The sequence below is a fragment of the Winogradskyella sp. PC D3.3 genome, assembly GCF_054366245.1.
This window is the reverse complement of sequence record NZ_CM135962.1, coordinates 310,111-335,153: the sequence shown is the minus strand read 5'-3', so window position 1 is coordinate 335,153 and position 25,043 is coordinate 310,111. Positions and strand designations below refer to the sequence as shown.

General features: G+C 33.8%; 23 protein-coding genes, 1 tRNA gene and 1 pseudogene. 13 read left to right on the top strand and 12 right to left on the bottom strand.

Features of this window, described 5'->3' with window-relative positions:
* Nucleotides 1–35 precede the first annotated feature (35 nt).
* From ACXGSQ_RS01460 to ACXGSQ_RS01425, 8 genes are all read left to right on the top strand, one after another.
* A complete protein-coding gene (locus tag ACXGSQ_RS01460; RefSeq protein WP_458627877.1) occupies nucleotides 36–803 on the top strand; it encodes a TatD family hydrolase in 768 nt (255 codons plus the stop codon).
* Nucleotides 804–1,832 carry an asparaginase gene (locus ACXGSQ_RS01455; RefSeq protein ID WP_458627876.1) on the top strand — a complete coding sequence of 343 codons (1,029 nt, stop codon included), beginning with the start codon at nucleotides 804–806 and terminating at the stop codon, nucleotides 1,830–1,832. It abuts the gene before it with no gap.
* A gap of 83 nt (nucleotides 1,833–1,915) precedes the next feature.
* Nucleotides 1,916–2,003, top strand: a tRNA-Ser gene (locus tag ACXGSQ_RS01450).
* Nucleotides 2,004–2,078: 75 nt separating this feature from the next.
* Nucleotides 2,079–2,849 (top strand): MotA/TolQ/ExbB proton channel family protein, encoded by a 771-nt coding sequence (locus ACXGSQ_RS01445; RefSeq protein WP_458627875.1) that lies wholly within the window; start codon nucleotides 2,079–2,081, stop codon nucleotides 2,847–2,849.
* Between the two features lie 9 nt (nucleotides 2,850–2,858).
* Nucleotides 2,859–3,296, top strand: a complete 438-nt coding sequence (locus ACXGSQ_RS01440) for a hypothetical protein (RefSeq protein ID WP_458627874.1) — start codon at nucleotides 2,859–2,861, stop codon at nucleotides 3,294–3,296.
* A 6-nt stretch (nucleotides 3,297–3,302) separates the two neighbouring features.
* Nucleotides 3,303–3,938, top strand: coding sequence for an ExbD/TolR family protein (locus tag ACXGSQ_RS01435; protein ID WP_458627873.1), 636 nt, complete (start codon nucleotides 3,303–3,305; stop codon nucleotides 3,936–3,938).
* A 12-nt stretch (nucleotides 3,939–3,950) separates the two neighbouring features.
* The gene (locus ACXGSQ_RS01430) at nucleotides 3,951–4,418 is read left to right on the top strand and encodes an ExbD/TolR family protein (RefSeq protein WP_458627872.1); all 468 of its coding nucleotides are present in this window, start codon (nucleotides 3,951–3,953) and stop codon (nucleotides 4,416–4,418) included.
* 93 nt (nucleotides 4,419–4,511) lie between these two features.
* On the top strand, nucleotides 4,512–5,210 hold the full coding sequence (locus ACXGSQ_RS01425) for a porin family protein (RefSeq protein ID WP_458627871.1): 699 nt from the start codon (nucleotides 4,512–4,514) through the stop codon (nucleotides 5,208–5,210).
* On the opposite strand, the gene ACXGSQ_RS01420 is transcribed toward ACXGSQ_RS01425, so the two are convergent.
* Nucleotides 5,205–5,813, bottom strand: coding sequence for a hypothetical protein (locus ACXGSQ_RS01420; RefSeq protein WP_458627870.1), 609 nt, complete (start codon nucleotides 5,811–5,813; stop codon nucleotides 5,205–5,207). The two genes, ACXGSQ_RS01425 and ACXGSQ_RS01420, sit on opposite strands and share 6 nt — an antisense overlap.
* A gap of 247 nt (nucleotides 5,814–6,060) precedes the next feature.
* On the opposite strand from ACXGSQ_RS01420, the gene ACXGSQ_RS01415 reads away from it, so the two are divergent.
* The gene (locus ACXGSQ_RS01415) at nucleotides 6,061–6,261 is read left to right on the top strand and encodes a hypothetical protein (protein WP_458627869.1); all 201 of its coding nucleotides are present in this window, start codon (nucleotides 6,061–6,063) and stop codon (nucleotides 6,259–6,261) included.
* Between the two features lie 17 nt (nucleotides 6,262–6,278).
* Here the strand turns inward: ACXGSQ_RS01415 and rpoN are convergent, their stop codons facing one another.
* The 11 genes and pseudogenes from rpoN to ACXGSQ_RS01360 all read right to left on the bottom strand — a co-directional run bounded on the left by rpoN (nucleotide 6,279) and on the right by ACXGSQ_RS01360 (nucleotide 18,850).
* Complete coding sequence (gene rpoN / locus ACXGSQ_RS01410; RefSeq protein WP_458627868.1) at nucleotides 6,279–7,745, bottom strand: RNA polymerase factor sigma-54; 1,467 nt, start codon at nucleotides 7,743–7,745, stop codon at nucleotides 6,279–6,281.
* A 74-nt stretch (nucleotides 7,746–7,819) separates the two neighbouring features.
* A complete protein-coding gene (gene asnS / locus ACXGSQ_RS01405) occupies nucleotides 7,820–9,253 on the bottom strand; it encodes an asparagine--tRNA ligase (protein WP_458627867.1) in 1,434 nt (477 codons plus the stop codon).
* Nucleotides 9,254–9,286: 33 nt separating this feature from the next.
* Nucleotides 9,287–11,701, bottom strand: coding sequence for an efflux RND transporter permease subunit (locus ACXGSQ_RS01400; protein WP_458627866.1), 2,415 nt, complete (start codon nucleotides 11,699–11,701; stop codon nucleotides 9,287–9,289).
* Between the two features lie 170 nt (nucleotides 11,702–11,871).
* Nucleotides 11,872–13,152: a DUF5686 family protein gene (locus ACXGSQ_RS01395; protein WP_458627865.1), complete on the bottom strand. Its 1,281-nt coding sequence runs from the start codon at nucleotides 13,150–13,152 to the stop codon at nucleotides 11,872–11,874.
* Nucleotides 13,153–13,226: 74 nt separating this feature from the next.
* On the bottom strand, nucleotides 13,227–13,781 hold the full coding sequence (frr, locus tag ACXGSQ_RS01390) for a ribosome recycling factor (protein WP_458627864.1): 555 nt from the start codon (nucleotides 13,779–13,781) through the stop codon (nucleotides 13,227–13,229).
* A 45-nt stretch (nucleotides 13,782–13,826) separates the two neighbouring features.
* The gene (gene pyrH, locus ACXGSQ_RS01385; protein WP_458627863.1) at nucleotides 13,827–14,534 is read right to left on the bottom strand and encodes a UMP kinase; all 708 of its coding nucleotides are present in this window, start codon (nucleotides 14,532–14,534) and stop codon (nucleotides 13,827–13,829) included.
* 290 nt (nucleotides 14,535–14,824) lie between these two features.
* Complete coding sequence (tsf, locus tag ACXGSQ_RS01380; RefSeq protein WP_458627862.1) at nucleotides 14,825–15,799, bottom strand: translation elongation factor Ts; 975 nt, start codon at nucleotides 15,797–15,799, stop codon at nucleotides 14,825–14,827.
* A gap of 81 nt (nucleotides 15,800–15,880) precedes the next feature.
* Nucleotides 15,881–16,670: pseudogene (gene rpsB / locus ACXGSQ_RS01375) on the bottom strand (30S ribosomal protein S2).
* Between the two features lie 218 nt (nucleotides 16,671–16,888).
* Complete coding sequence (rpsI, locus tag ACXGSQ_RS01370) at nucleotides 16,889–17,275, bottom strand: 30S ribosomal protein S9 (RefSeq protein WP_110474729.1); 387 nt, start codon at nucleotides 17,273–17,275, stop codon at nucleotides 16,889–16,891.
* Entirely contained in the window at nucleotides 17,276–17,731 is a 456-nt protein-coding gene (gene rplM / locus ACXGSQ_RS01365; RefSeq protein ID WP_458627861.1) for a 50S ribosomal protein L13, read from the bottom strand. It abuts the gene before it with no gap.
* Between the two features lie 159 nt (nucleotides 17,732–17,890).
* Nucleotides 17,891–18,850 carry an L-threonylcarbamoyladenylate synthase gene (locus ACXGSQ_RS01360; protein ID WP_458627860.1) on the bottom strand — a complete coding sequence of 320 codons (960 nt, stop codon included), beginning with the start codon at nucleotides 18,848–18,850 and terminating at the stop codon, nucleotides 17,891–17,893.
* Between the two features lie 367 nt (nucleotides 18,851–19,217).
* Between ACXGSQ_RS01360 and ACXGSQ_RS01355 the strand changes: the two genes are divergently transcribed.
* The 4 genes from ACXGSQ_RS01355 (at nucleotide 19,218) to ACXGSQ_RS01340 (ending at nucleotide 25,015) form a co-directional block, all read left to right on the top strand.
* On the top strand, nucleotides 19,218–20,849 hold the full coding sequence (locus ACXGSQ_RS01355) for an ABC-F family ATP-binding cassette domain-containing protein (protein ID WP_458627859.1): 1,632 nt from the start codon (nucleotides 19,218–19,220) through the stop codon (nucleotides 20,847–20,849).
* Between the two features lie 225 nt (nucleotides 20,850–21,074).
* Nucleotides 21,075–23,048 carry a YgiQ family radical SAM protein gene (locus ACXGSQ_RS01350; protein ID WP_458627858.1) on the top strand — a complete coding sequence of 658 codons (1,974 nt, stop codon included), beginning with the start codon at nucleotides 21,075–21,077 and terminating at the stop codon, nucleotides 23,046–23,048.
* A gap of 321 nt (nucleotides 23,049–23,369) precedes the next feature.
* Nucleotides 23,370–24,296: a T9SS type A sorting domain-containing protein gene (locus tag ACXGSQ_RS01345; RefSeq protein WP_458627857.1), complete on the top strand. Its 927-nt coding sequence runs from the start codon at nucleotides 23,370–23,372 to the stop codon at nucleotides 24,294–24,296.
* Nucleotides 24,297–24,640: 344 nt separating this feature from the next.
* On the top strand, nucleotides 24,641–25,015 hold the full coding sequence (locus tag ACXGSQ_RS01340) for an endonuclease domain-containing protein (RefSeq protein WP_458627856.1): 375 nt from the start codon (nucleotides 24,641–24,643) through the stop codon (nucleotides 25,013–25,015).
* Nucleotides 25,016–25,043: the final 28 nt, after the last annotated feature.

Sequence of the window (25,043 nt, the reverse complement as noted above, 5' to 3'; positions counted from 1 at the left end):
CATCAAATCCAAGATGACTTTTTTACTTTTACAAAATGATTATTACCGACACACATACCCATCTGTACAGTGACGCTTTTGATAACGATAGAGCGGAAATGATACAGCGAGCAATAGACGCTAAGGTTACAAGATTTTTTATTCCAGCAATAGATTCATCTTATACGGAATCCATGTTTCAACTTGAAAAAGAGTTTCCAGAGTATATGTATTTAATGATGGGCTTACATCCTACCTCTGTAAAAGAAAATTATAAAGACGAATTAGCACATGTTGAAGCACAATTGGCAAAACGAAAATTTTATGCTGTTGGAGAAATAGGGATTGATTTATATTGGGATACATCTACTTTAGCAATTCAAATTGAAGCTTTTAAGCATCAAATACATTTGGCAAAACAATATCAATTACCTATAGTTATTCATTGTAGAGAGGCTTTTGATGAAATTTTTCAGGTGTTGGAAGAAGAGAAGTCAGATGATTTATATGGTATTTTTCATTGCTTTACTGGGACTTTAGAACAAGCACACAAAGCGATTTCCTACAACATGAAATTAGGAATAGGAGGAGTCGTTACCTTTAAGAATGGTAAAATAGATCAGTTTATAAATCAGATAGATTTGAAGCATATTGTTTTAGAAACGGATTCTCCTTACTTAGCACCAAAACCCTTTAGAGGCAAACGAAATGAAAGTGCTTATGTTTGTAAGGTGTTAGAAAAATTGTCGGAACTTTATGGCAAAAGCCATGATGAAATTGCGACTATTACAACAGATAACTCAAAAGCTATATTCGGAATTTAAATGACAAAGCAACCACATATTTTATTAATATATACCGGAGGTACTATTGGTATGGTTAAAGATGTTGAAAGTGGAGCACTAAAAGCATTTGATTTTGATAGTTTACTTGTTAAAATCCCAGAATTACGCTTATTAGATTGCACCATTGAAACGATTTCTTTTGAAGAACCTATAGATTCATCAAACATGAATCCCAAATATTGGGGTGACATAGCAACCATAATAGGGAATAACTACTTAGATTATGATGGTTTTGTAGTTTTACATGGTAGTGATACAATGAGTTATTCAGCGTCAGCATTGAGTTTTATGCTAGAGAATTTAGCAAAACCCGTCATATTTACGGGCTCGCAATTGCCAATAGGTGATTTACGAACTGATGCTAAAGAAAATTTAATTACATCGATACAAATGGCATCGTTGCAAATTGATGGTGTGCCGGTTATAAGAGAGGTCGGACTTTATTTTGAATATAAATTATATAGAGGCAATAGAACTACAAAAATTAATGCTGAGCACTTTGAAGCCTTTGAATCGCTCAATTATCCGTATTTAGCGGAGTCTGGAGTGCATTTAAATGTCAATTACGCACACTTATGGAAACCAATTCCAAAGGCAAAATTGATTTTACGAACGGCTATGGATACGCATGTTGGTATACTTAAATTGTTTCCAGGGATTTCTAGACCAATGTGTGAAGCCATTTTAACAAGTAAATTAATTAAAGGCCTTATTCTAGAGACTTATGGTTCTGGAAATGCAACGAACGAAGCTTGGTTTTTACAGTTAATAAAAGACGCAATCGCAAGAGGACTGCATATCGTTAATGTGACGCAATGTGCAGGAGGAAGCGTAAATATGGGACAATATGAAACCAGTTCTCAGTTAAAATTAATTGGAGTTATTTCTGGAAAAGATATGACTACAGAAGCCGCAATTGCTAAATTAATGTACCTTTTAGGAGAGCAAATTGAAGGAAAAGAATTCAAAACTATTTTTGAAACGTCTTTAAGAGGTGAAATGTCCTAAAAATAACAGAAAATAACACTATAAATTTTAGTGTTTGAAGTTTTTTTCGTTATTTGGCACATTGTAATTTGAAATAAATTTAGAGAGAGGTGGCCGAGTGGTCGAAGGCGCACGCCTGGAAAGTGTGTATACCTCAAAAGGGTATCGAGGGTTCGAATCCCTTCCTCTCTGCTGATATTTTATGTTAGAATTGCATATTTTTTTTTATCTTTAACACTTTAACTAATAAAATTAAGATTCAGAACAATGAAAAGATTATTTTCTATCCTTGCCATAACATGTTTAATGGCTATCGGAACTGTTAATGCCAATGCAACAACAGCCTTTGCAAGTGCAACAGCAACTGTAACAAGTGTAACTCAAGCAGAAGAACCAGCTTCCGAAGATTTGAGTTTCCATCAAGAATTAAAAAAGCGTTTTATCGAAGGTGGTCCAGGCTTTATGGGGATTGTACTACTATGTTTAATTCTTGGATTAGCGATTGCTATTGAGAGAATTATCTTTTTAAATCTTTCGACTACAAACACTAAAAAATTAACTCAAAATGTAGAAGATGCCCTAAATTCTGGTGGTATTGAAGCGGCTAAAGAAGTTTGTAGAAATACAAAAGGACCTGTTGCCTCTATATTCTATCAAGGTTTAGATAGAGCTGATGAGGATATCGATGCTGCTGAAAAAGCGGTTGTAGCTTACGGTGGTGTACAAATGGGACAATTAGAAAAGAATGTGTCTTGGATTTCATTATTTATCGCTTTGGCACCAATGCTTGGTTTCATGGGAACGGTAATTGGTATGATTCAAGCCTTCGATAAAATTGAAGCTGCTGGTGATATGCAACCTTCTTTAGTGGCAGGTGGTATTAAAGTCGCACTTTTAACAACAGTATTTGGACTTATTGTAGCGATTATACTTCAAATCTTTTATAATTATATCATTGCTAAAATAGATAGTATTGTAAATGATATGGAAGATGCGTCAATTACATTGATGGATTTATTAGTAAGACACAAAAAATAAAAATTAATTATGCACAAAATATTTAAAATTATAGCCGCACTGCTTAGTTTGTTTGGTATCATTTCTCTTGTGAGAATTATTGCTGCCGGTGATGAAGCTATGGAAAGTGGTGAAAAAGCAGGTTTATTTGAGCCTATGGCTTGGACCGCTTACATTATATTAGGATTAGTTGTGCTATTTGTACTTGTTTTTGTTTTACAAAATCTATTTACAAACACAGCGTCCTTAAAAAGTACATTAATTGGTGTTGGTGCATTTGCAGCTGTATTAATTATTGCTTATGTAGTTTCTGGTGGTGATCTAACCGCTTATAAGAACGGTGATAGTATGGCTACAGAAGGAGAATCACATATGGTAGGAGCCGGTTTAGTAGCATTTTATATACTATTAGCTGTTGCTGCAATAACAATGATTTTCTCAGGAGTTAAAAAAGTAATCAGTAAATAATATAACATGGCAAAAAGAGCAGCACCCGAAGTGAATGCAGGATCAATGGCTGACATTGCCTTCTTATTACTTATCTTTTTCTTAGTAACAACAACGATTGAAAAAGACAAAGGACTTTTAAGAAGTTTGCCACCTATTGATGAGACTGAAGTTGAACCCCCTGTTATTAAACAAAAGAATCTTTTTACTGTTAATATTAACCGTAATAATCAACTCTTAGTTGAAGAAGAGGAGATTCCAATTAGTCAATTAAGACAAGCGGCTATCGACTTTTTAGATAATGGTGGTGGAACGAACCCAGAAGGTGAGTCTTGTGATTATTGTAAAGGAAAGCGTTTAGAGGATTCCTCTGATCATCCTGATAAAGCAATTATCTCAATGAAGCACGATAGAGAAACAACTTATGAGAAGTACATGGATGTACAAAATGAGTTGGTTGCAGCCTATAATTTCTTAAGAGAGCGCGAAGCAGAACGACTATATAGAAAGTATTATCCAAATGCTGAAAAAGTCTTTACCGCTATGCTTGAAGAGAAAGAGAAGAACCAATTTAGTAAGGATGAAGTGCTTAATGAGCGTATAGAGACCATTAAGAAATTATTCCCAATGAAATTGTCTGAAGCAGAACCTGATAAAAAATAAAAAGTAACAAATATGTCTAAGTTTAGAAAAAAAGATAAGGGTGGATTGCCAGCGATTTCGACGGCATCGCTACCAGATATTGTATTTATGTTGCTTTTCTTTTTTATGGTTGCAACGGTTATGAGAGATAGTTCTTTAATGATTGAAAACCAATTACCAAGCGCAGATCAAGTAGAAAAACTTAAAAAGGATAGAACTATTTTTATCTATGCTGGTAAACCGAGTGCTCAATATAAACAATTTGGTGAAGAACCAAGAATTCAATACAATGATGCTTTTATTACAGTAGAAGATGTTCAGTCTTCGGTATATCAAGGTATTAGTGAAATGAATGAAGAACTTCAAAGTAAAGTAGTTGTAGGTCTTAAAGTTGATAAAAGAACCAATGCCGGTTTAGTATCAGATATTAAGCAAGAATTACGTAAGGCTAATGCATTAAAAGTAATGTATATAGCGAATACAAAAACTGAAAAGTTATAATTACATCTTAATTTTATAATAAAAGCGTTCTGGGAGCAATCTCAGGACGCTTTTTTATTTAATAGCTATCAAAGATTTTGTAGTTTTATACATATGAAAATTTATAGTTTTATTTTACTTGTATCCATTGGTTTTTTGGGGTTTTCGCAAACGGATAATACAGATACGTCTGAACTTTATAATACTTATAGAGAGGACCAATTTTATGCCTCTATAACTTATAATCTTCTTAATGAAAAGCCTTCTGGGATTTCTCAAACTGGTTTTTCCTCTGGTTTCCATTTTGGTTTTATTAGGGATATGCCAATTAATACGAAACGAAATGTAGCTATTGGTCTTGGTCTTGGGCTTTCTACAAACTCATACAATCAAAAAAATATATTGATTGAAGATGTTGACAATACGATTACCTTCACTGAAATTGATGAAAATGATTATAACGTTTCAAAAAATAAGTTTACAACCTATCTCGTTGAGGTGCCTTTTGAGCTTAGATGGCGGACTTCTAATGCCATAGATTATAATTTTTGGCGTATTTATACCGGATTTAAAATTGGGTATTTAGTGTATAATACCACTAACTTTAAGAGTGATGTTACTGATGAAAAATTGTCGAATATAGATAGTTTTAATAAAGTGCAATACGGCTTAACGCTTAGTGCTGGTTATGGTACATGGAATTTTCATGTGTATTATGGTTTAAATTCTATTTTCGACAATAATATTCAATTTGAAGGGGAAAGTATGGATATGAAGTCCTTAAAAATTGGTTTGATGTTTTATATTTTATAACCAATAGTTAAGAAGGATTATTTGGGGTAATAATCCAATAAACATGCCTACGAGGAGTTCTTGAGAGGTATGTGCTTTTAAATGTAAACGAGAGGTAGCAATTGCGCCTATAATAATCGCCATTAGAGCTATTGTGCCGTTAATATTAATGTGATAGTGCATACTTAAGGCTATTGCAAACATAAAAAAACCACAAGATCCAATCATATGGATACTAGCCTTTATTTTAAAGATGGCTAAAATAAAACAAGTTAGTGTAGAGATAAGTATGCCTAAAAAGAAGTAATACAACTCTATAATTTCGTCCGATCTTAATACGCGTATGAGGATTAATGCAATTATAATGCTGTTTATAAAGAGCGGAATTAGGCGCTCCTTTGTACTTTTTAGGTAAATAGAATTGACTTTGTTGATCGTTTTTAATAGAAAGAATAAAAGAATAGGGAGGACGATTGTTAGAATACAAATCGAAAAGATTTTGGCATATATGATAGGTTGAGGTATAAAACGTGGTGTTTTAGAAAAATAAAATAGCACACCCAATAATGGCATAATTAATGGGTGAAAAACAAACGATATACCTTTTAAAATAAATTCTTTCATCAGTATAGCAAATGTAAAGTTTTATCTTTAAAAAGATATCATGTGCTAATGTAATAGTCGTGTTATACCTTTTAAATTCAAAAAAGGTAGGGATAAATGACATTCAATTTACAAGCACTAGCTTTTAAAGCATTTAACACAAAGTGAGTTAAAATCGAAAATCCTGGATTTCTTTTGTTGAGAAATTGAGCCCTATCCTAATAATCATAGAAAAGCAGTTATACCGAGTGAATTATAACGTCAGGATATGGACGTCGTAAAATCAGTAATTGCGCTTGTAGCACTTCTTAATGCGGCTATAAAAGAAGCTAGACTAGATGAAGCAGCACTGATATGGAATTCAATTTTTAAAATACTATATGAAGAACGTGTGTCTAGCTATTTAAAACGATTTGAGGTGTTTCAAAACGGTAGACTAACATTTCAGCGTTTAGCAAATGAGTATTGATGTCAACGTGTAACAACTTAAAGTTCCTTTCTTAAACGTGCAACCGGAATGTCTAATTGCTCTCTGTATTTTGCAACAGTACGTCTAGCGATGGGATAACCTTTTTCTTTTAAAATTTTAGAAAGCGCTTCATCAGTTAACGGTTTCTTTTTGCTTTCTTCTTCTATAACGGTTTCTAGAATTTTTTTAATTTCTCGAGTTGAAACTTCTTCACCTTGATCGTTAGTCATAGATTCCGAAAAGAATTCCTTAATTAATTTGGTACCATAAGGTGTATCAACATACTTACTATTTGCAACACGAGATATGGTTGAAACATCCATTTCAATTTCGTCTGCAATATCCTTTAAAATCATAGGGCGTAAATTACGCTCATCACCAGTTAAGAAATACTCTTTTTGGTAATGCATTATAGAGCTCATGGTTACAAATAATGTTTGCTGACGTTGCCTTACTGCTTCAATAAACCATTTAGCAGCATCTAACTTTTGTTTAATAAACATTATTGCATCCTTTTGAGATTTAGACTTTTCTTTAGTCTCTTTATAGCCTTTTAGCATGTTGTTGTATTCTCGTGATACATGTAATTCTGGTGCATTTCTACCATTAAGAGTCAACTCTAATTCTCCATCGACTATTTTAATAGCAAAATCAGGTACAATATGCTCTACAATTTTATTGTTACCAGCGTAAGATCCACCTGGTTTAGGATTTAATCTTTCAATTTCTTCAATGGCGTCTTTTAATTGTTCTTCATCAATGTTGAACTTTTGCATTAATTTTTTATAATGCTTTTTTGTAAACTGTTCAAAGCCTTTATCTATAATCGTTGTAGCTAATTCAACATCAGGATGTTGTTCCTTTCTGTGCAATTGAATGCTTAAACATTCTTGAAGATTACGGGCACCAACACCTGCAGGATCCAATTGATGCACAATATGCAACACTTTTTCAACCTCTTCTTCAGTTGTATAAACATTTTGAGTAAAGGCTAAGTCGTCAGTAATATCAGCCAAAGAACGACGGATATAACCACTTTCATCAACACTACCAACGAGGAAATAAGCAATTTCCTCTTCTTGTTCGGTTAGTCTAAACGTATTTAACTGATTTATTAAATGTTGTGTAAATGAGGTTCCTGCCGCATACGGCATGGTTTTATCTTCATCATCTGCACTGTAATTATTGGCTTGGGTACGATATTCAGGAATCTCATCGTCACTTAGATATTCGTCTATATTGATATCCTCAGCTTCAATAGTCTCGTTGTCATCAAAATTATCGTCTGAATTGTCAAACTCATCTAAATTATCATCAGATGTTTCAGATTCTTTTCCAGTATCTAATGCAGGATTCTCCTCTAATTCTTGCTTTAAACGTTGTTCAAAGGCTTGTGTAGGTAATTGAATCAATTTCATAAGCTGAATCTGCTGTGGAGACAACTTTTGAGAGAGTTTAAATTGTAAAAACTGCTTTAAAGACATAGATTTTTAGTTGATTATAAAAATAATAAAAAAACCTATCTGATTTTAAAATCAGACAGGCTTAAATATAGTGATTAAAACTCTGCATTTTGAGGTGTTCTAGGATAAGGAATCACATCTCTGATATTCCCCATACCTGTGGCAAACATAACTAAGCGCTCAAAACCTAATCCAAAGCCAGAGTGAACGGCTGTTCCGTATTTACGAAGATCTAAATACCACCATAATTCTTCTTCGGAAATATCTAAAGCCTTCATCTTTTCTTTTAAGACATCTAAGCGCTCTTCACGTTGCGATCCTCCAACCATTTCACCAATACCTGGGAATAGAATATCCATAGCTCTTACAGTTTTACCATCTTCATTTAAACGCATGTAAAATGCTTTAATGTTTGCTGGGTAATCAAATAGTATTACAGGACATTTAAAATGCTTTTCTACTAAGAAGCGCTCGTGCTCAGATTGTAAATCTGCTCCCCATTCTTCGATGATATAGTTGAATTTCTTCTTTTTATTTGGCTTAGAATTTTTTAAGATATCGATAGCCTCTGTATAGCTAACACGCTTAAAATTGTTATCTACGACAAACTTAATTTTTTCAATTAGGCTCATCTCACTACGTTCGGCTTGTGGTTTTGTTTTTTCTTCGTCTAATAAACGTTTATCTAAAAATTCTAAATCTTCTTTGTTATGTTCAAGAACATAGCTTAGTACTGATTTCATAAAGTCTTCAGCTAAGTCCATATTACCAGCTAAATCCATAAATGCAACTTCTGGTTCAATCATCCAGAATTCTGCTAAGTGACGCGAAGTATTAGAATTTTCAGCTCTAAATGTTGGCCCAAACGTATACACTTTACCTAAAGCCATGGCGTAAGTTTCTGCTTCAAGCTGACCAGAAACTGTTAAATTGGTTTCTTTTCCGAAGAAATCTTCTTTATAATTTATAGACCCATCGTCATTTAACGGTGGATTTTTTACGTCTAAGTTGGTTACTTTAAACATTTCGCCTGCACCTTCAGCATCACTTCCTGTAATAATTGGAGTGTGCATATAGTTAAAACCATTTTCGTTAAAGTACTTATGAACAGCAAAAGACAGCGAGGATCTTAAACGCATTACAGCACTAAACGTATTGGTTCTTGTACGTAAATGAGCATTTTCTCTTAAAAATTCAAACGAATGCTTTTTAGGTTGAATAGGGTAGGTTTCAGGATCTGAATCACCTAAAATCTCTAAGGTTTTTACAACAATTTCAACCGATTGGCCTTTTCCTTGGCTTTCTACTAATTCTCCTGTGACATGAATCGCAGCACCTGTAGTAACACGCTTTAAAAGGGCTTCGTCAAAATTTTTAAAATCAACAACACATTGAATATTATTTATGGTAGAACCATCATTTAAAGCAATAAATCGGTTTGCTCTAAAGGTTCTAACCCAACCTTTTATGGTAACATCTTGTAAGGTGACATCTTGTGATAATAATTCTGCTACAGTTTTTGAAGTCATTTTTTTAATAATTTTGAATGCTAAAATATGTTGTTATTCTTTATTTTCTTTATTGTCTTCTGCCTCATCATCATCTTCAGACGGAATAATATTTATTGAAGGTTCTCTCAATACGGTTTTATTTGCAATATTTCGTTCTAAAGATAATAATAACGAAGGTAATAACAGTAAGTTAGACAGCATAGCAAATAATAACGTTATAGATACTAAGGCTCCTAAAGCGACTGTGCCACCAAAACTCGAAATTGTAAATACAGAGAATCCAAAGAATAATACAATTGAAGTATATATCATACTAACTCCGGCTTCTCGTAAAGCGGCATAGACGGACTTTCTAATTTTCCAATTATTGGCTTGCAATTCTTGCCTGTATTTGGCCAAAAAGTGAATAGTATCATCTACGGAAATACCAAAGGCTATACTAAACACTAAAATAGTTGAAGGTTTAATCGGTACACCTAAATAGCCCATTATTCCCGCGGTAATTAATAGTGGTAATAGATTAGGGATTAGTGATACAATAATCATTTTAAATGAACGAAACAAATAGGCCATAAATAAGGCGATAAGTACAATAGCTAGGGTCAGTGATATCACTAAGTTTTTGACCAAATATTTGGTTCCTTTTTGAAAAACTAATGCTTTTCCTGTTATGATAACATTATAACGTTCTTTAGGAAATAATTTATCGATTTCATTTTGAAGATCTTCTTGAATACGCTCCATTTTATCGGTACCAATATCTTTCATAAAGGTAGTGATACGTGCGTATTGTCCTGTGCTATCTACAAAATTATTAAGCATGTCAACATTGGATGTTGAGTTTTTAGCATACGATAAAATAAAACTATTTTCTTGACTTGTTGGTAATTGGTAATATTTAGGATTACCGTTGTAATAAGCTTGTTTACTATATTTTACTAAGCTTACGACAGATATTGGTCGAGATAATTCTGGGATATCAGTAATTAATTCTTCAAGTTCATCCATTCGTTTTAAAGTCGCTAATTTCATAACTCCTTTTTTACGTTTGGTATCTATCATAATTTCTAATGGCATAATACCATTAAATTCAGATTCAAAAAAGCGAATATCATTAAAAAAATCGGTGTCTTGAGGCATGTCTTCTATAAGACTTCCAGAAATATTAATTTGATGAATACCAATTATACTAGCCACAATTAGGATAAGAGTAGTAATATATATAGAGATTTTTTTATTCTTCACCATAGAAACCATCCAATTGACAAAGGCACCAATCCAACGCTTATTTAAATGTTCTAAGTGGCGTTGTTTAGGATAAGGTAAGAACGTATAGGTTATTGGAATAATGAGCAAACACAATGTAAAAATAGCAAGGATGCTCAATGAGGCAACAATACCAAATTCTTTAAGTAATGTACTTTCGGTAAGAATAAATGTAGCAAAACCAGATGCGGTAGTTACATTAGTCATTAATGTGGCATTACCAACTTTGGTGACAACTCGTTGTAACGACTTCACTTTATTACCATGAGACTTTACTTCGTGTTGAAATTTATTGATTAAGAAAATACAATTTGGAATACCAATGACAATGATTAAAGGTGGAATTAAAGCGGTCAGTACTGTAATTTCATAACCGAGTAAACCTAAAATTCCAAAGGTCCACATCACACCAATACAAACTACGATTAACGAAATAAACGTGGCCCTAAAGGACCTAAAGAATAAGAAAAAGATTAATGACGTAACAAATAATGCACCTCCAATAAATATAGGAATTTCATCTATAATACTCTGAGAACTTAAAGTTCTAATATATGGCATCCCTGAGACTCTAACATCAAGTCCTGTTTGGGCTTCAAATGCATCGACCTTTTCTTGTAATACATCTAGAATAAATGCTTTACGAGCCGGAGTATTAATGATATCTTTTTTTAAATAAAGTGCTGTTCTAACAGTTTTCGTTTCTGCATTAAATAAGAAATTGTCGTAAAAAGGGTATTGCTCAAAAAGCTCAGTTTCTAACGCATTAATTTCTGCCATACTCGAGATAGAATCCTTAATAAAAGGTTCTAAATCAAATTTTACATCTTTATTATTTTTAACTAATTTTTTGAGATCTTTTATAGATAAAACGGCATCGACTTCATCATATCCTTTAAAAGAATCTGCAAGTTTGTTCCACGCATTGAGTTGTTTAACCGTAAACAGGGTTGAATCCTTAACACCGAGAACAACTAGATTACCTTCTTCTCCAAAAATCTCTAAAAAGTTATTATAGATAAGGTTGACTTCATGATCGTCTGGCAGTAGGTTTGCTTCAGTAGATGAAAAACGCATGTGTTTCCATTGAGTGCTGAAAAATACAGTTGCCAAAATAATCGCAATGAGTATAAAAATTTTATTACGTAGAATAAGTCTCGCAATAACTTCCCAAAAACCTGTGGTAAAAAGTTTAAACATGCTTTAGTAACTTCCTTAGAGCGAGCTCGTAAGGTATTAATTGAAAATGGATATTAATTTTTTGAAATAATCATTCCTTCATTTTTAACCTTATTTAGTAACAAAAATGAGCGGCAAAGGTAGAAAAAACCTAAGGATTTGTGGGGTAATTAACAGTAATATAATTTGTTCTATAATGAAATATTAAAGGTGAACTTAAAGGCGATGTTATCTTCTAATTTAGGTAAGTGATATCCACCATATCTATAGGCAAAACTAAGTCCAAAACCGAAGAGTAATTTATTGATTTCAAAACCAGATTCGGAATAGAGTTTATCAAGAGTGCCAAACTGCAAGCCTTGGTGTCTACTAATGCTGTGCATGTTTCCTACGGCATACCGAGAGATTAAAACTAATTGGGGCTTAAAGCGATTTGTAATTTTAAAGGATTTAAAAGCATGCTTTATCTGAAGAGTTGAGAATTTATCACTAAAAAACTCATTAAAATACATCGTTTCAAAACTATTTAAGCCTGCTACAGAAAACCGTTGTAAAATGGTTTCTTTTGTAATATTATTAGGGTAGGCATGATAAAGATGGGTTAATGGCGTGTCTCCACCAGCAATACCTGCTACTAATGTAATACTCGTTGTGGCATCCCCTTTATGTTGAAATTTTTGAATGGTTCTAAAATCTAGTTTTGAAAAATTGAAATCACTTCCTAAGACGGATTTAAATGCTTGAGTGGCTTGAAGGGTAAATTTTGGATAACCGTCCTTAGTTTCTATTAATTTATCATTGATGTTAGAGAAGGTACTAAACGGACTCCATTGTAAACTGATTTTAGCCGTACTCAAATCGTAAGTAGAGTAGGTTTTGTTATTTATTAAAAAATTATAATAGTATGTTGGGTCTATTTTAGAAGTGGCTAATTGCGTTTCGGTTAGTAAATGATTGGATAATTTATGTTGTATTGAAACTGATTTTGTTATGTGTCTATGGAATAAATCAATGTTTAATAATCGCGGTTCAAAAAACGTAAAAAAGCGTTTATCAGTAAGAAATTTTGAACTTCCTGTTTCTTGTAGGTCGTCAATATATGCTAGATTGATCCACGTGTTTGAAGCTTTGTTAACTCTAAAGCCACCACCAACTTTATATTTAAGCGCTTGATCTTTAAAACCATAAACTAAGTAACCATTAACCCGGTAGCGTTCTGAAAAGTGATCATTTGTAATTCCGCCTAATCCACTTCGTATACCTTCGTATTGATTAAATTTGATAAGGTATTTTAAATCTAAATTGAAATAATTGAAGGGCAGAAATCCATTACCAATATGTTTTAAGAATTCGGTTTTCTTAATGGAATCTTGTGCGGTTCTTATAGAATCTGTTTTTTTTACAAGTGGTTGCTGTGCATAGCTGTAAGATGCAAGCGTTAAAAGTAAAACGACAAACAGATGCTTTCGCATTTTGAATATTTAAATTGTGATTTTAAAAAAAACATCCCAAATGTATTGGGATGTTATATTTTTGAGTGTCGAGATTACACTGTCATAATCTCTTTTTCCTTAATTTCTAAGATGTCGTCTATTTTCTTAACGTAGATATCAGTTAGTTTTTGTATATCTGCTTCAGCATTTTTTTGTAAATCTTCAGAGACATCTGAATCTTTAATATCATGATTAGCTTCCTTTCGAGCACTTCTAATACCAATTTTGGCATCTTCAGCTTCTGCTTTCGCTTGCTTTGCTAAATCGCGTCTGCGTTCTTCCGTTAATGGTGGGACATTAATAATAATGGTATCACCATTGTTCATTGGGTTAAAACCGAGATTAGCAATCATAATACTGCGTTCTATTTCTTGAAGCATCGATTTTTCCCATGGTTGAACAGTAATTGTTCTACCGTCTGGGGTATTTACATTGGCAACTTGGCTTAATGGTGTTTGTGAGCCGTAATAATTAACCATAACGCTACCTAGCATTGCAGGACTAGCCTTACCAGCTCTAATATTTACAAACTGTTTTTCTAAATGCCGTATGGCAGAATCCATAGATTCTTTAGCAGAGTCAATTATAAATTTAATGTCTTCGTTCATAGTATTAACTTTTTAAATGAGGGATATCAAAGTTTAAGCCAAAGTTTAAACATTTACCTCCGTTCCTATATTTTCTCCAGAAACTACTTTTAGTAAGTTTCCTTTCTTGTTCATATCAAAAACAATAATTGGCAATTCATTTTCTTGACTTAAAGTGAATGCCGTTGTATCCATAACTTTTAAACCTTTGAGTAAAACATCTTTAAATGATATCTGATCAAATTTAACTGCTTTGCTGTCTTTTTCTGGATCGGCTGAATAAATTCCGTCAACACGAGTTCCTTTTAAAATAACATCAGCTTCAATTTCTATGGCACGTAATACAGCTGCAGAATCTGTTGTGAAATAAGGATTTCCAGTTCCACCACCAAAAATTACAACACGACCTTTATTAAGGTGGCTCATTGCTTTTCGTCTTATAAAGGGCTCGGCAACTTCATTAATTTTAATCGCTGTTTGTAAACGGGTCTTTACATGGGCATCTTCTAATGCATTTTGTAAGGCTAAACCATTAATTACAGTAGCTAGCATTCCCATATGATCTCCTTGAACACGATCCATACCCTGCATGGCACCTGCAACACCTCTAAAAATGTTTCCACCACCAATAACTATAGCAACTTCTACACCTAATTCTGTAATTTCTTTAATGTCCTTCGCATATTCTGAAAGGCGTTCTGGATCAATCCCATATTGTCGGTTCCCCATTAAGGCTTCTCCAGATAGTTTTAGTAGTATTCTTTTATATTTCATTAGATTGGTTGTGTTGCTGTTTTAGAGTCTGTTTGAAATAGGCCGAGTCAAATCTATTTTAAAATTAGGATTTTCAGGGCTCATTTCAAGAGCTGATTTAAAAGTTGAGCAAAGCTACGTAATTATTAGCATCTGTAAAAGTGAAAAAAAAAGCAAAAACATATTTTATTAAAACAAGAGGTACAAGGGTAAAACCTTAGTAAAGACTATTAGTAGAAATGGAAAAAACCACTATTAAATAAATAATAGTGGTTTTTTATGATTAAGAAGTTGCTATAAAAGCCTCTTTATTATCCTACTGTAGCACGTTTGAAACCAGTAACAGAAACGTCACCATAAGTTTTAACGTAATCAGCAACAGTTTGCTTTTCGTCTTTAATAAACTTTTGATCTAACAAACATTGTTCTTGATCTAAAGTTGTATTGTCAGAAATGAAACGTTCCATTTTACCTGGTAAAATTCTATCCCAGATTTGTTCTGGTTTACCTTCAGCTTTTAATTCTGCTTTAGCAGCTTCTTCAGCTTCAGCAAGAACTTCAGGAGTTAATTGTGCCATAGAGATGTAACTTGGTACATTCTTTAAAGTCTTACCTAAACGTCCTAATTCAATATTATCTTTTTCAATAACAGCGATACGCGCTTCAGTTTCAGAGGCAATAAAAGCTGGATCAAAATCTTTATAAGATAATGTTGATGCTCCCATAGAAGCGACTTGCATTGCAACATCTTTAACTAAAGTTTCAACGTTATCAACTTTAGCTGATAAACCTACTAAAGCAGCAATTTTGTTGATGTGTACATATTGTCCAACATAAGGAGCTTCTAATTTTTCGAAAGCAGTGATGTCTAATTTCTCACCGATAACTCCAGTTTGTTCTACTAATTTTTCTGCAACAGTCATACCACCAAAATCAGCAGCTAAAAATGCTTCTTTTGTGTCATGGTTTAATGCGATATCAGCTAAATCATTAGCTAATGCTACGAAGTTTTCGTTTTTACCAACAAAATCAGTTTCACAACCTAATACAATAGCAACACCAGAAGTGTTGTCTGCATTAATTTTTGCGATTGCAGCACCTTCAGAAGAGTCTCTATCGGCTCTTTTTTCTGCAACTTTTTGTCCTTTTTTACGTAAAACTTCAATGGCTTTATCAAAATCACCACCAGCTTCAACTAAAGCTTTTTTACAATCCATCATCCCAGCACCAGTTGCTTGTCTTAGCTTGTTGACTTCTGCTGCTGTAATTTTTACAGTATTTTCCATAGTTTTTAAATTTAAAAAGTCATTTAATTAATTTTCAAAATGAAAAGAACCAAATGACTTTTAGTATTGTATAAATGTTATTTATTCTTCTTCTTCAGATGCAACAGCTTTATCTGCTTTTTGAGCAGGCTTAGCTTTTGCTTCTCCTTTTTGAGCTTTACCTTCTTTCTCTGAACGTTCAGCTTTTCTTTCGTTTAAACCGTCTGCTATAGCAGAAGTTACGATAGATAAAATTTTGTCTATAGATTTAGAAGCATCATCATTTGAAGGGATTAAATAATCAACTTCACGTGGATCTCGAGTTTGTATCTACCATTGCAAAAATTGGAATGTTCAATTTTTGAGCTTCTTTAATTGCAATATGCTCACGCATAATATCTACAACAAATATAGCACCTGGTAAACGAGTCATGTCAGAAATAGAACCTAAATTCTTTTCTAATTTTGCACGTAAACGATCTACTTGTAAACGCTCTTTTTTAGATAAAGAGTTGAATGTACCATCTTTCTTCATTCTATCAATAGCTGCCATTTTTTTAACGGCTTTTCTGATTGTAACGAAGTTAGTTAACATTCCACCAGGCCAACGCTCAGTAATGTAAGGTTGGTTTACTGCACCTGCTTTTTCAGCAACGATGTCTTTAGCTTGTTTTTTAGTAGCAACGAATAAGATTTTCTTTCCTGATGCTGCTATTTTAGCTAAGGCTTCAGAAGTTTCTTCAATTTTTGCTGCTGTTTTGTAAAGGTTGATAATATGGATACCGTTACGTTCCATATAAATGTAAGGAGCCATGTTTGGGTTCCATTTACGTGTAAGGTGACCGAAGTGTACACCTGCTTCAAGTAATTCTTTTACTTCTACTTTTTCCATTTTGTAATAGTTTACGTTCTGTTAAATTAGCAATGTTCCATTTGGCTTATAGTTTTCACTATTTACTGTTGGCTTCATTTAGATGCTAAACTTTGTCTCAAATGTCTTTTGAGCGCTATTTAAATTACCTGAATAACTTCAAGTGAATTTTAATTTCAATAAAATAAAATAATTCAGAACCTGAAAATACAAGTTCTGAATTAAGTGTTGTTTGGATATTAACGTTTCGAGAATTGGAATTTCTTTCGAGCTTTTTTCTGTCCGAATTTCTTTCTTTCTACCATTCTTGGATCTCTAGTTAATAGACCTTCTGGCTTTAATACTAATCTGTTTTCAGGATCTAACTCGCACATTGCACGAGAAAGGCCTAAACGTATTGCTTCTGCCTGGCCGGTGATACCACCTCCATATACGTTAACAGTAATATCAAAGTTGCCATCATTGTTAGTCAAGGCTAAAGGTTGGTTTACTTTATACTGCAATGTCGCAGTAGTAAAATAATCCGCCATGTCTTTTTTGTTCACTGTGATTTTGCCACTACCTTCGGCAACGTACACACGAGCAACAGCCGTCTTTCTACGGCCAATTTTGTGAATTACTTCCATTTAGTTAATTTCGTTTAATTTCATTGCTTTAGGTTTTTGAGCTGCGTGAGCGTGCTCAGTACCTGAAACAACAGTTAAATTTCTAAAAAGAGCTGCTCCTAATTTGTTTTTAGGCAACATTCCTTTCACTGACTTTTCTACTAATCTGGTTGGGTCTTTCTCAAACATTTCAGTAGCTGTCAGGCTTTTTTGTCCACCTGGATAACCTGTGTGACGGATGTAACTTTTTTCCGTCCATTTGTTACCAGTTAAGTTGATTTTTTCTGCATTAACAACAATTACGTTGTCACCGCAATCAACGTGTGGCGTAAAATTAGGTTTGTGCTTACCTCTTAAAAGTATTGCTACTCTCGAAGCTAAGCGACCTAAAGTTTGTCCTTCAGCATCAACTAAAACCCACTCCTTATTAACGGTAGCTTTGTTAGCTGAAACTGTTTTGTAGCTTAATGTATCCACACTAATTTGATTTATAATTGTGCCTTAAATGACACAATAGATTAAACATTCCTCTTTAAAAAAGAGTTTGCAAATTTACGATAAACTATTGATTTACCAAACCTTGATGAACTTATTTTTGTCCTGAAAATCAGTAGGTTTAAAAAAGGGGTTTTCAGTTTAGTGTTTTGTAGCTCTAGTTAGCCTGTCGTTTATGGATTTTCCTAAACCATAATCTGGGAATTCTTCGGCTATAATAATATCGAGGTTTTGTTTGTCTAATTGATGTAGAGCATCGTAAAGTTTTGATGCGGCTTCTAACATGTTTCCGGTTTCAGATAATATAATTTGAGATACGATATTAGGATTTTCAATTTTAGCTTTAAAAGCAAGAACACCGATACGTTTGTCGGCTTCAAGTTTTACAGCGTCTATCATATTATTCGTTAATATTGTTGTGGTTTTTGGGGCATAATGGCGGGCTAACATGCCAGGAGCATCCGGACTCACTTCTTTTGTGTTTTTAATTTCAACCTTGCCAACCACGGCTTCAATAGCTTCAATGGCTGTTGATCCCAAACGGTATATAATAGGTTCGTCATTTTCAAAACCTATTATGGTAGATTCAATACCACTAGTACAAGGTCCTCCGTCTAAAACCATGGGGATTTGGTCTTTAAAATAGGTTTCCACGTGTTTGGCTGTGGTTGGACTAATGCTACTAAATGGATTGGCAGATGGTGCGGCTAATGGGAAGTCTAATTGATTTAATAATTTTAATATCGTTGGGTGATTGGGTACTCTAACGGCAACCGTAGCTTTGCCTCCTGTAATTAAATCGGGTATGGTGTTTTTCTTTTTTAAGACTAAAGTCATTGGTCCTGGCCAAAACGCTTCTGCTAATAATTGTGCTTTTTTAGGGATGTATTCTACAATGCTAGTGAGTTGGTCAATGGATGATATATGAACGATAAGTGGATTAAAAAATGGTCGCTTCTTGGTTTCAAAAATAGCTTTTATTGCTTTTTCGCTGTAAATATTTCCTGCTAATCCATAGACTGTTTCTGTTGGAATAGCAACAAGTTCTTCAGCCGTTAAAAGTTGAACCGCTTTTGATATGTCTTTTGAAATAATACTCATAATCTTAAAATACGACTGCAAAATTACTTCAAAATCTTATACCACTAAGATTTAAGTCGCTTATTTTTCTTTTCTTGGTTTTGTTGATAGAGGGCATAAGCTAATACTACCATTTCTAAATCTAAAATAGCGATTTTGGCTTTTTTGCTTCTTGTTAATGTACTTGTTAAGCCTAATACTTTTGTAATAATTATAATTATGGAATTAAAGGTTACTTATAAATTGATTCTAAAATTAATTTAAAAGTGTTGCAAGGCTTGACTGAAATAGGAATAGAATTGACTGAAATAAAACGTTATATAATTTTATGCACAATTAAAAATAATGCCTTACCATTTAGTAGTTTTGCAGCTTCAAAATTTTGATTATGATTTCAGTAGATAATTTAGCCGTAGAATTTAGTGGTCACACCCTGTTTAGTGATGTGTCGTTTACTATTAATGCCAATGATAAGATTGCTTTAATGGGTAAAAATGGTGCAGGAAAATCGACCATGATGAAAATTATTGCAGGTGTACAAAGTGCAACACGTGGTAATGTAAGATGTCCTAAAGATGCTGTTATTGCTTATTTACCGCAACATTTATTGACGGAAGATAATACGACCGTTTTTGAGGAAGCGTCTAAAGCCTTTAAGCACGTGTATGAAATGCGTGATGAAATGGAAGCGCTTAACAAACAGTTAGAAACTAGAACGGATTACGAATCTGATGAGTACATGAAAATCATTGAGCGTGTTTCTGATTTAGGGGAGAAGTATTACGCTTTAGAAGACGTGAATTATGATGCTGAAGTGGAGAAAGCCTTAAAGGGTTTAGGATTTAAACAGGAAGATTTTACAAGACTTACTAGTGAGTTTTCTGGTGGTTTCCGTATGCGAATTGAGCTGGCTAAAATTTTATTACAAAAACCAGATTTAATTTTATTGGATGAGCCTACTAACCATATTGATATAGAATCGGTAATTTGGTTAGAAGATTTTTTATTGAATAAAGCCGATGCTGTTGTGGTTATTTCTCACGATCGTGCTTTTGTTGATAATATTACCAATAGAACTATTGAAGTGACAATGGGACGTATTTATGATTATAAAGCGAATTATACCCACTACTTACAATTACGTGAAGATAGACGTTTGCATCAGGTAAAAGCGTATCAAGAACAACAGAAATTTATTGCTGATAATATGCAATTTATAGAACGTTTTAAAGGCACGTATTCTAAAACGAATCAGGTGACGTCTCGTGAGCGTATGCTTGAAAAATTAGATATTATTGAAATTGATGAAATTGATACATCGGCTTTAAAATTGCGTTTTCCTGCAACACAACGTTCTGGTGATTATCCAGTGACGGTTAAAGATGTTTCTAAATCTTATGATGATCATGTGGTGTTTCATAACGCTAATATGTCTATTGCTAGAGGTGAGAAGGTTTGTTTTGTAGGTCGAAATGGAGAAGGGAAGTCTACCATGATAAAAGCGATTTTAGGTGAGATTGATGTCGAAGGGACTTGTAGTTTAGGTCATAATGTGAAGGTTGGTTATTTTGCGCAGAACCAAGCGGCTTTGTTGGATGAAAGTTTAACCATTTTTCAAACCGTTGATGAAGTCGCTCAAGGAGATGTAAGAACTCAAATTAAAAGTATTTTGGGTGGTTTTATGTTTAGAGGAGACGATATTGATAAAAAAGTAAGTGTACTTTCTGGTGGTGAAAAAACCAGATTAGCCATGGTTAAACTATTGCTAGAACCGGTGAACTTATTGATTCTCGATGAGCCTACCAATCACTTAGATTTAAAGTCGAAAGATGTATTGAAAGAAGCGCTTCAGAATTTTGATGGGACTTTAATATTGGTGTCTCACGATCGTGATTTTCTACAAGGTTTATCTAAAAAAGTGTTTGAGTTTAAAGACCAACGTGTGATTGAACATTTTGAAACGATTGATGCGTATTTAGAACGTAATAAGATTGAAAGTATAAAAGCCCTTAACTTGTAGAAATAACCAGTTAACCTAAAGGTCTGTGAGTTTGTTTTTTGCTTAATTAGTTGTGATATTGTTGATATAATGTTAGAATTTAATTGTTTTTAATTAATCTAAAATGGAATTTATTAATTTAATCACGAATCACGAATCACGAATCACGAATCACGAATCACGAATCACCAACTAACTTAACTTTTTGTACTGCCTAAGCGGCAATATTTTAACTACTTTTGCAACGTGAAGAACGAATTACAACTTTCAGATTGGTTACCTACCACAAACAAAGAGGTGAAGATTCGCGGATGGGAAGCACTCGATGTTATTCTGTTTAGCGGAGATGCTTATGTAGATCATCCAACATTTGGTCCTGCGGTTATAGGACGTATGTTAGAAAGTTTTGGGTTGCGTGTGGCTATAGTACCACAGCCTAATGTGAATGATAATCTTCAGGATTTTGTAAAATTAGGACAGCCAAAGTTGTTTTTTGGGGTTACAGGTGGCTGTATGGACCCTATGATTAGCAATTATAACGCGAATAAAAAACGTCGTGATAAGGATGCGTATACTCCTAATGGAGATATAGGGTTTCGTCCGGATTATGCGACTACTGTATATACTAATATTCTAAAAGAGAAATGGCCCGATACTCCGGTTTTAATAGGAGGGATTGAAGCGTCACTACGACGAGTTACGCATTACGATTATTGGAGTGATAAATTAATGCCAAGTATTTTAGAAACCTCTAAAGCCGATATGTTGGTTTACGGTATGGGTGAACAGCCTTTGCGTGAAGTGGTGCGTTTGTTGCAAAAAGGGGTGCCGTTTAGTAGTATTACGACAGTAAAACAAACAGCCGTTTTATTAGATGCTGATGCTAAGATTCCTAAGAATAGCAATTGGGAAGATGTTGAAATACAGTCGCATGAGGTTTGTTTGCGTGATAAAAAGAAATTTGCTTCTAACTTTAAAACGATAGAGCAAGAGTCGAATAAGCTAGCAGCACGCCGTATTTTTCAGAAAATAGGGAATAAGACCTTGATGATTAATCCGCCGTATCCTACGATGACAGAAGCTGAAATTGATGCCTCTTTTGATTTACCTTATACCCGATTACCACATCCAAAATATAATAAGCGTGGACCAATTCCTGCGTTTGAAATGATTAAGTTTTCTATCAACATTCACCGTGGGTGTTTTGGTGGTTGTAGCTTTTGTACCATTTCGGCGCACCAAGGAAAATTTATTGCCTCTCGTAGTCAGGAATCTATTTTAAAAGAAGTCGATACTGTGGCTAATATGCCCGATTTTAAAGGGTATTTAAGTGATATTGGTGGACCAAGTGCTAATATGTATCAGATGAAAGGGAAAGTGCAATCTATTTGCGACAAGTGTGTGGCACCGAGTTGTATTTCGCCTGTAATTTGTAGCAATTTAGATACGTCTCATAAACCTTTAACGGAATTATACCAAGCGGTAGATAAGCATCCAAAGGTGAAGAAATCTTTTATTGGTTCGGGGATTAGACATGATATGTTGGTGCCCGAATTTAATAAAAATGCCGACCCTAAAGAGTTAGATGCTTATACGGAAGAGGTAATGACGAAACATGTTTCTGGTCGACTAAAGGTAGCACCAGAACATACCAGTGATCCTGTATTGAAATTGATGCGTAAGCCGTCGTTTAAATACTTCCATAAGTTTAAAGAACGTTTTGATAAGATTAATATTAAGAAAGGCTTAAAGCTTCAGTTGATTCCTTATTTTATATCGAATCATCCGGCTTGTGAGGTAGAGGATATGGCTAATTTGGCGGCTGAAACTAAAGATATGGGCTTTCAGTTAGAGCAAGTACAAGGGTTTACACCAACACCAATGACGGTTGCGACTGTTATTTATTATAGTGGTTACCATCCGTACACCCTTAAAAAAGTGAACACTCCTATTACTAGAAAAGAGAAAGACGAACAACACCGTTTTTTCTTCTGGTATAAGGATGAAAATAAAGCGTGGATTAAAAAGACCTTAAATAAATTAGGTCGTGAAGATTTATTAAGTGTTTTACTGCCTGAGAAAACTGAAAAGTGGCGTAAAAACAAACCTAAAGGAGAGGCAAAAAACACCTTTAATGATGCGGTGCCTTTTAATCAGCGAAAGCCAGAGGATAAGGTGCGGTTTAAGGGCAAGAAACGTAACAAGAAGAAGCGCCGTTAGTTCTAGGGTGTTTGCTTTAATCTAATTGATGTTTTTATAATATTTGTTCTAGGCCTTTTGGCTTAGGATATGTTGGCATATACCCGAGAATAACCCGAAGTAAGTACGGGTAAATTCTTTTTTGATACGAATTAGATTAACTTTTATGAGGAGAGGAAACTGTATTTTGATGGGGTAGGTTAATGACGTTGTTAAATACGTAATTATGATAGGTGTCAGAACCTCAATTAACTACTGATTTCGGACCTTTTTGAAGTGTTAATTGTTTTGGTTTTTCCATTGTATTTAGATTAATTTTATACCTCTAAACAATAAAAAAAAATGATAAAAAACTACACAATTGCCTTCATGTTATTACTTACAGGAGGAGTCTTTAGTCAGGAAACAATTTCCTTTGAAACCAGTGAATCTTACACTTTAGGAACACTAAATAATCAAAATGGATGGGAAGTTACAGAAAGTGGCGATGGCGCTTTTCTTCAGAATCAAATCGTATCTGATGAGGAAGCTTCAGACGGTGTTTATGCCTTTAAAAATTCCTATGAGCCAAGTTTTGGTGCTCAATTTGCTCCAATTTTTGGTGCTGCAAAAAACTTTGACACTCCAAAATCATTTGAGGATTTTACATTCTCCTATGATGTTATGGTTACAGAAGATTTCGGAGCCGATTTTGAAGTGACTTTATTTGGTATTGATACTAATGACGACTTTGTTCCAATAGCAGGTATTGCTATGGAAAATCAAGGGAAGATTTATACCATTGATAATATTTATTACAGCGCGTTTTATATTGAAGGTGCCGAATGGACTCCAAACACTTGGTTAAACATTAAAATTGAAGTGACTGCCACAGAATTAAAGTATTATTTAAATGATGTATTAATACATACACGTAGCAATTTTACGTCTGTTGCTATTTTAGGTTTTAATATGCTGCATAACAATTATGGTGGTGATGCTTATTACGATAATTTTAGTTATGAAAGCGGTACCTTAAGTGTTGATGATGTTACGGATGCCTCAGCATTGCGTATTTATCCAAATCCGGTTGCTGATGAATTACAAATTACAGGTATTCAGAGCGAAGATATTGCACAGGTGTCTGTTTATAATTTAAATGGACAGCAATTAATGGAACGTACTTCTGTAGATGTATTAGATGTTAGTCGTCTTGTTTCTGGAGTTTATATCTTAAACGTGGTTACCAATGATGGTAAAACGCATACAGAAAAGCTTTTGAAGAAGTAGCGTTACGTAAATCTTATTTAAATGGCCTTGATTATTTTATAATTGGGGCTTTTTTTTTGTTTGATGTTTTTGATAAATTGGTGTGTTGTTTAATCTTGAAGAGAATGTTAGGGATTGGTTGGATAACACCCTTAAAGAGTTACGCTCGGTATTTTTGATAAAAGAATTCTTTCACCTTAATAATCCTCAAAGGGAAATTTGTTTAAGGAAAACATGTTATTCATAAAATTGTATATTATGAATGGGATCAATAAAAACTAATTTTTACACAAAAGTTTCTTGGTCTAGATTGTCCCCTAGAGGGGACTTTAGGGGTGTAAAAAGATGAGTGATAAATTAGTAAAATGAAAAACAAAATCATTCCATACAATCCAGAACTAAAGCAACTCGCCAGACAACTAAGAAAACATAGTACTTTGCCTGAAGTCTTACTTTGGCAACATATAAAACAGCGTGCTTATGGTGTGCAATTTCATAGGCAGGTGCCGATGTTAAGTTATATAGCGGATTTTTATTGTCATGAATTACGATTGGTGATTGAAATTGATGGTGATAGTCATGAGTACAGTTTTCAATATGATACCAAACGACAAAGTGAGTTAGAGGCTTATGGCGTTACCTTTTTAAGGTTTTCTAATGAAGAGGTTAAAAAGAATATGTTTAGTGTGTTGTTGGTTATTGAAGAGAAGGTTGGGGAATTATTAGGAAAACACCCCTAATGAGCTACGCTCGGTATCTTCAATGAAA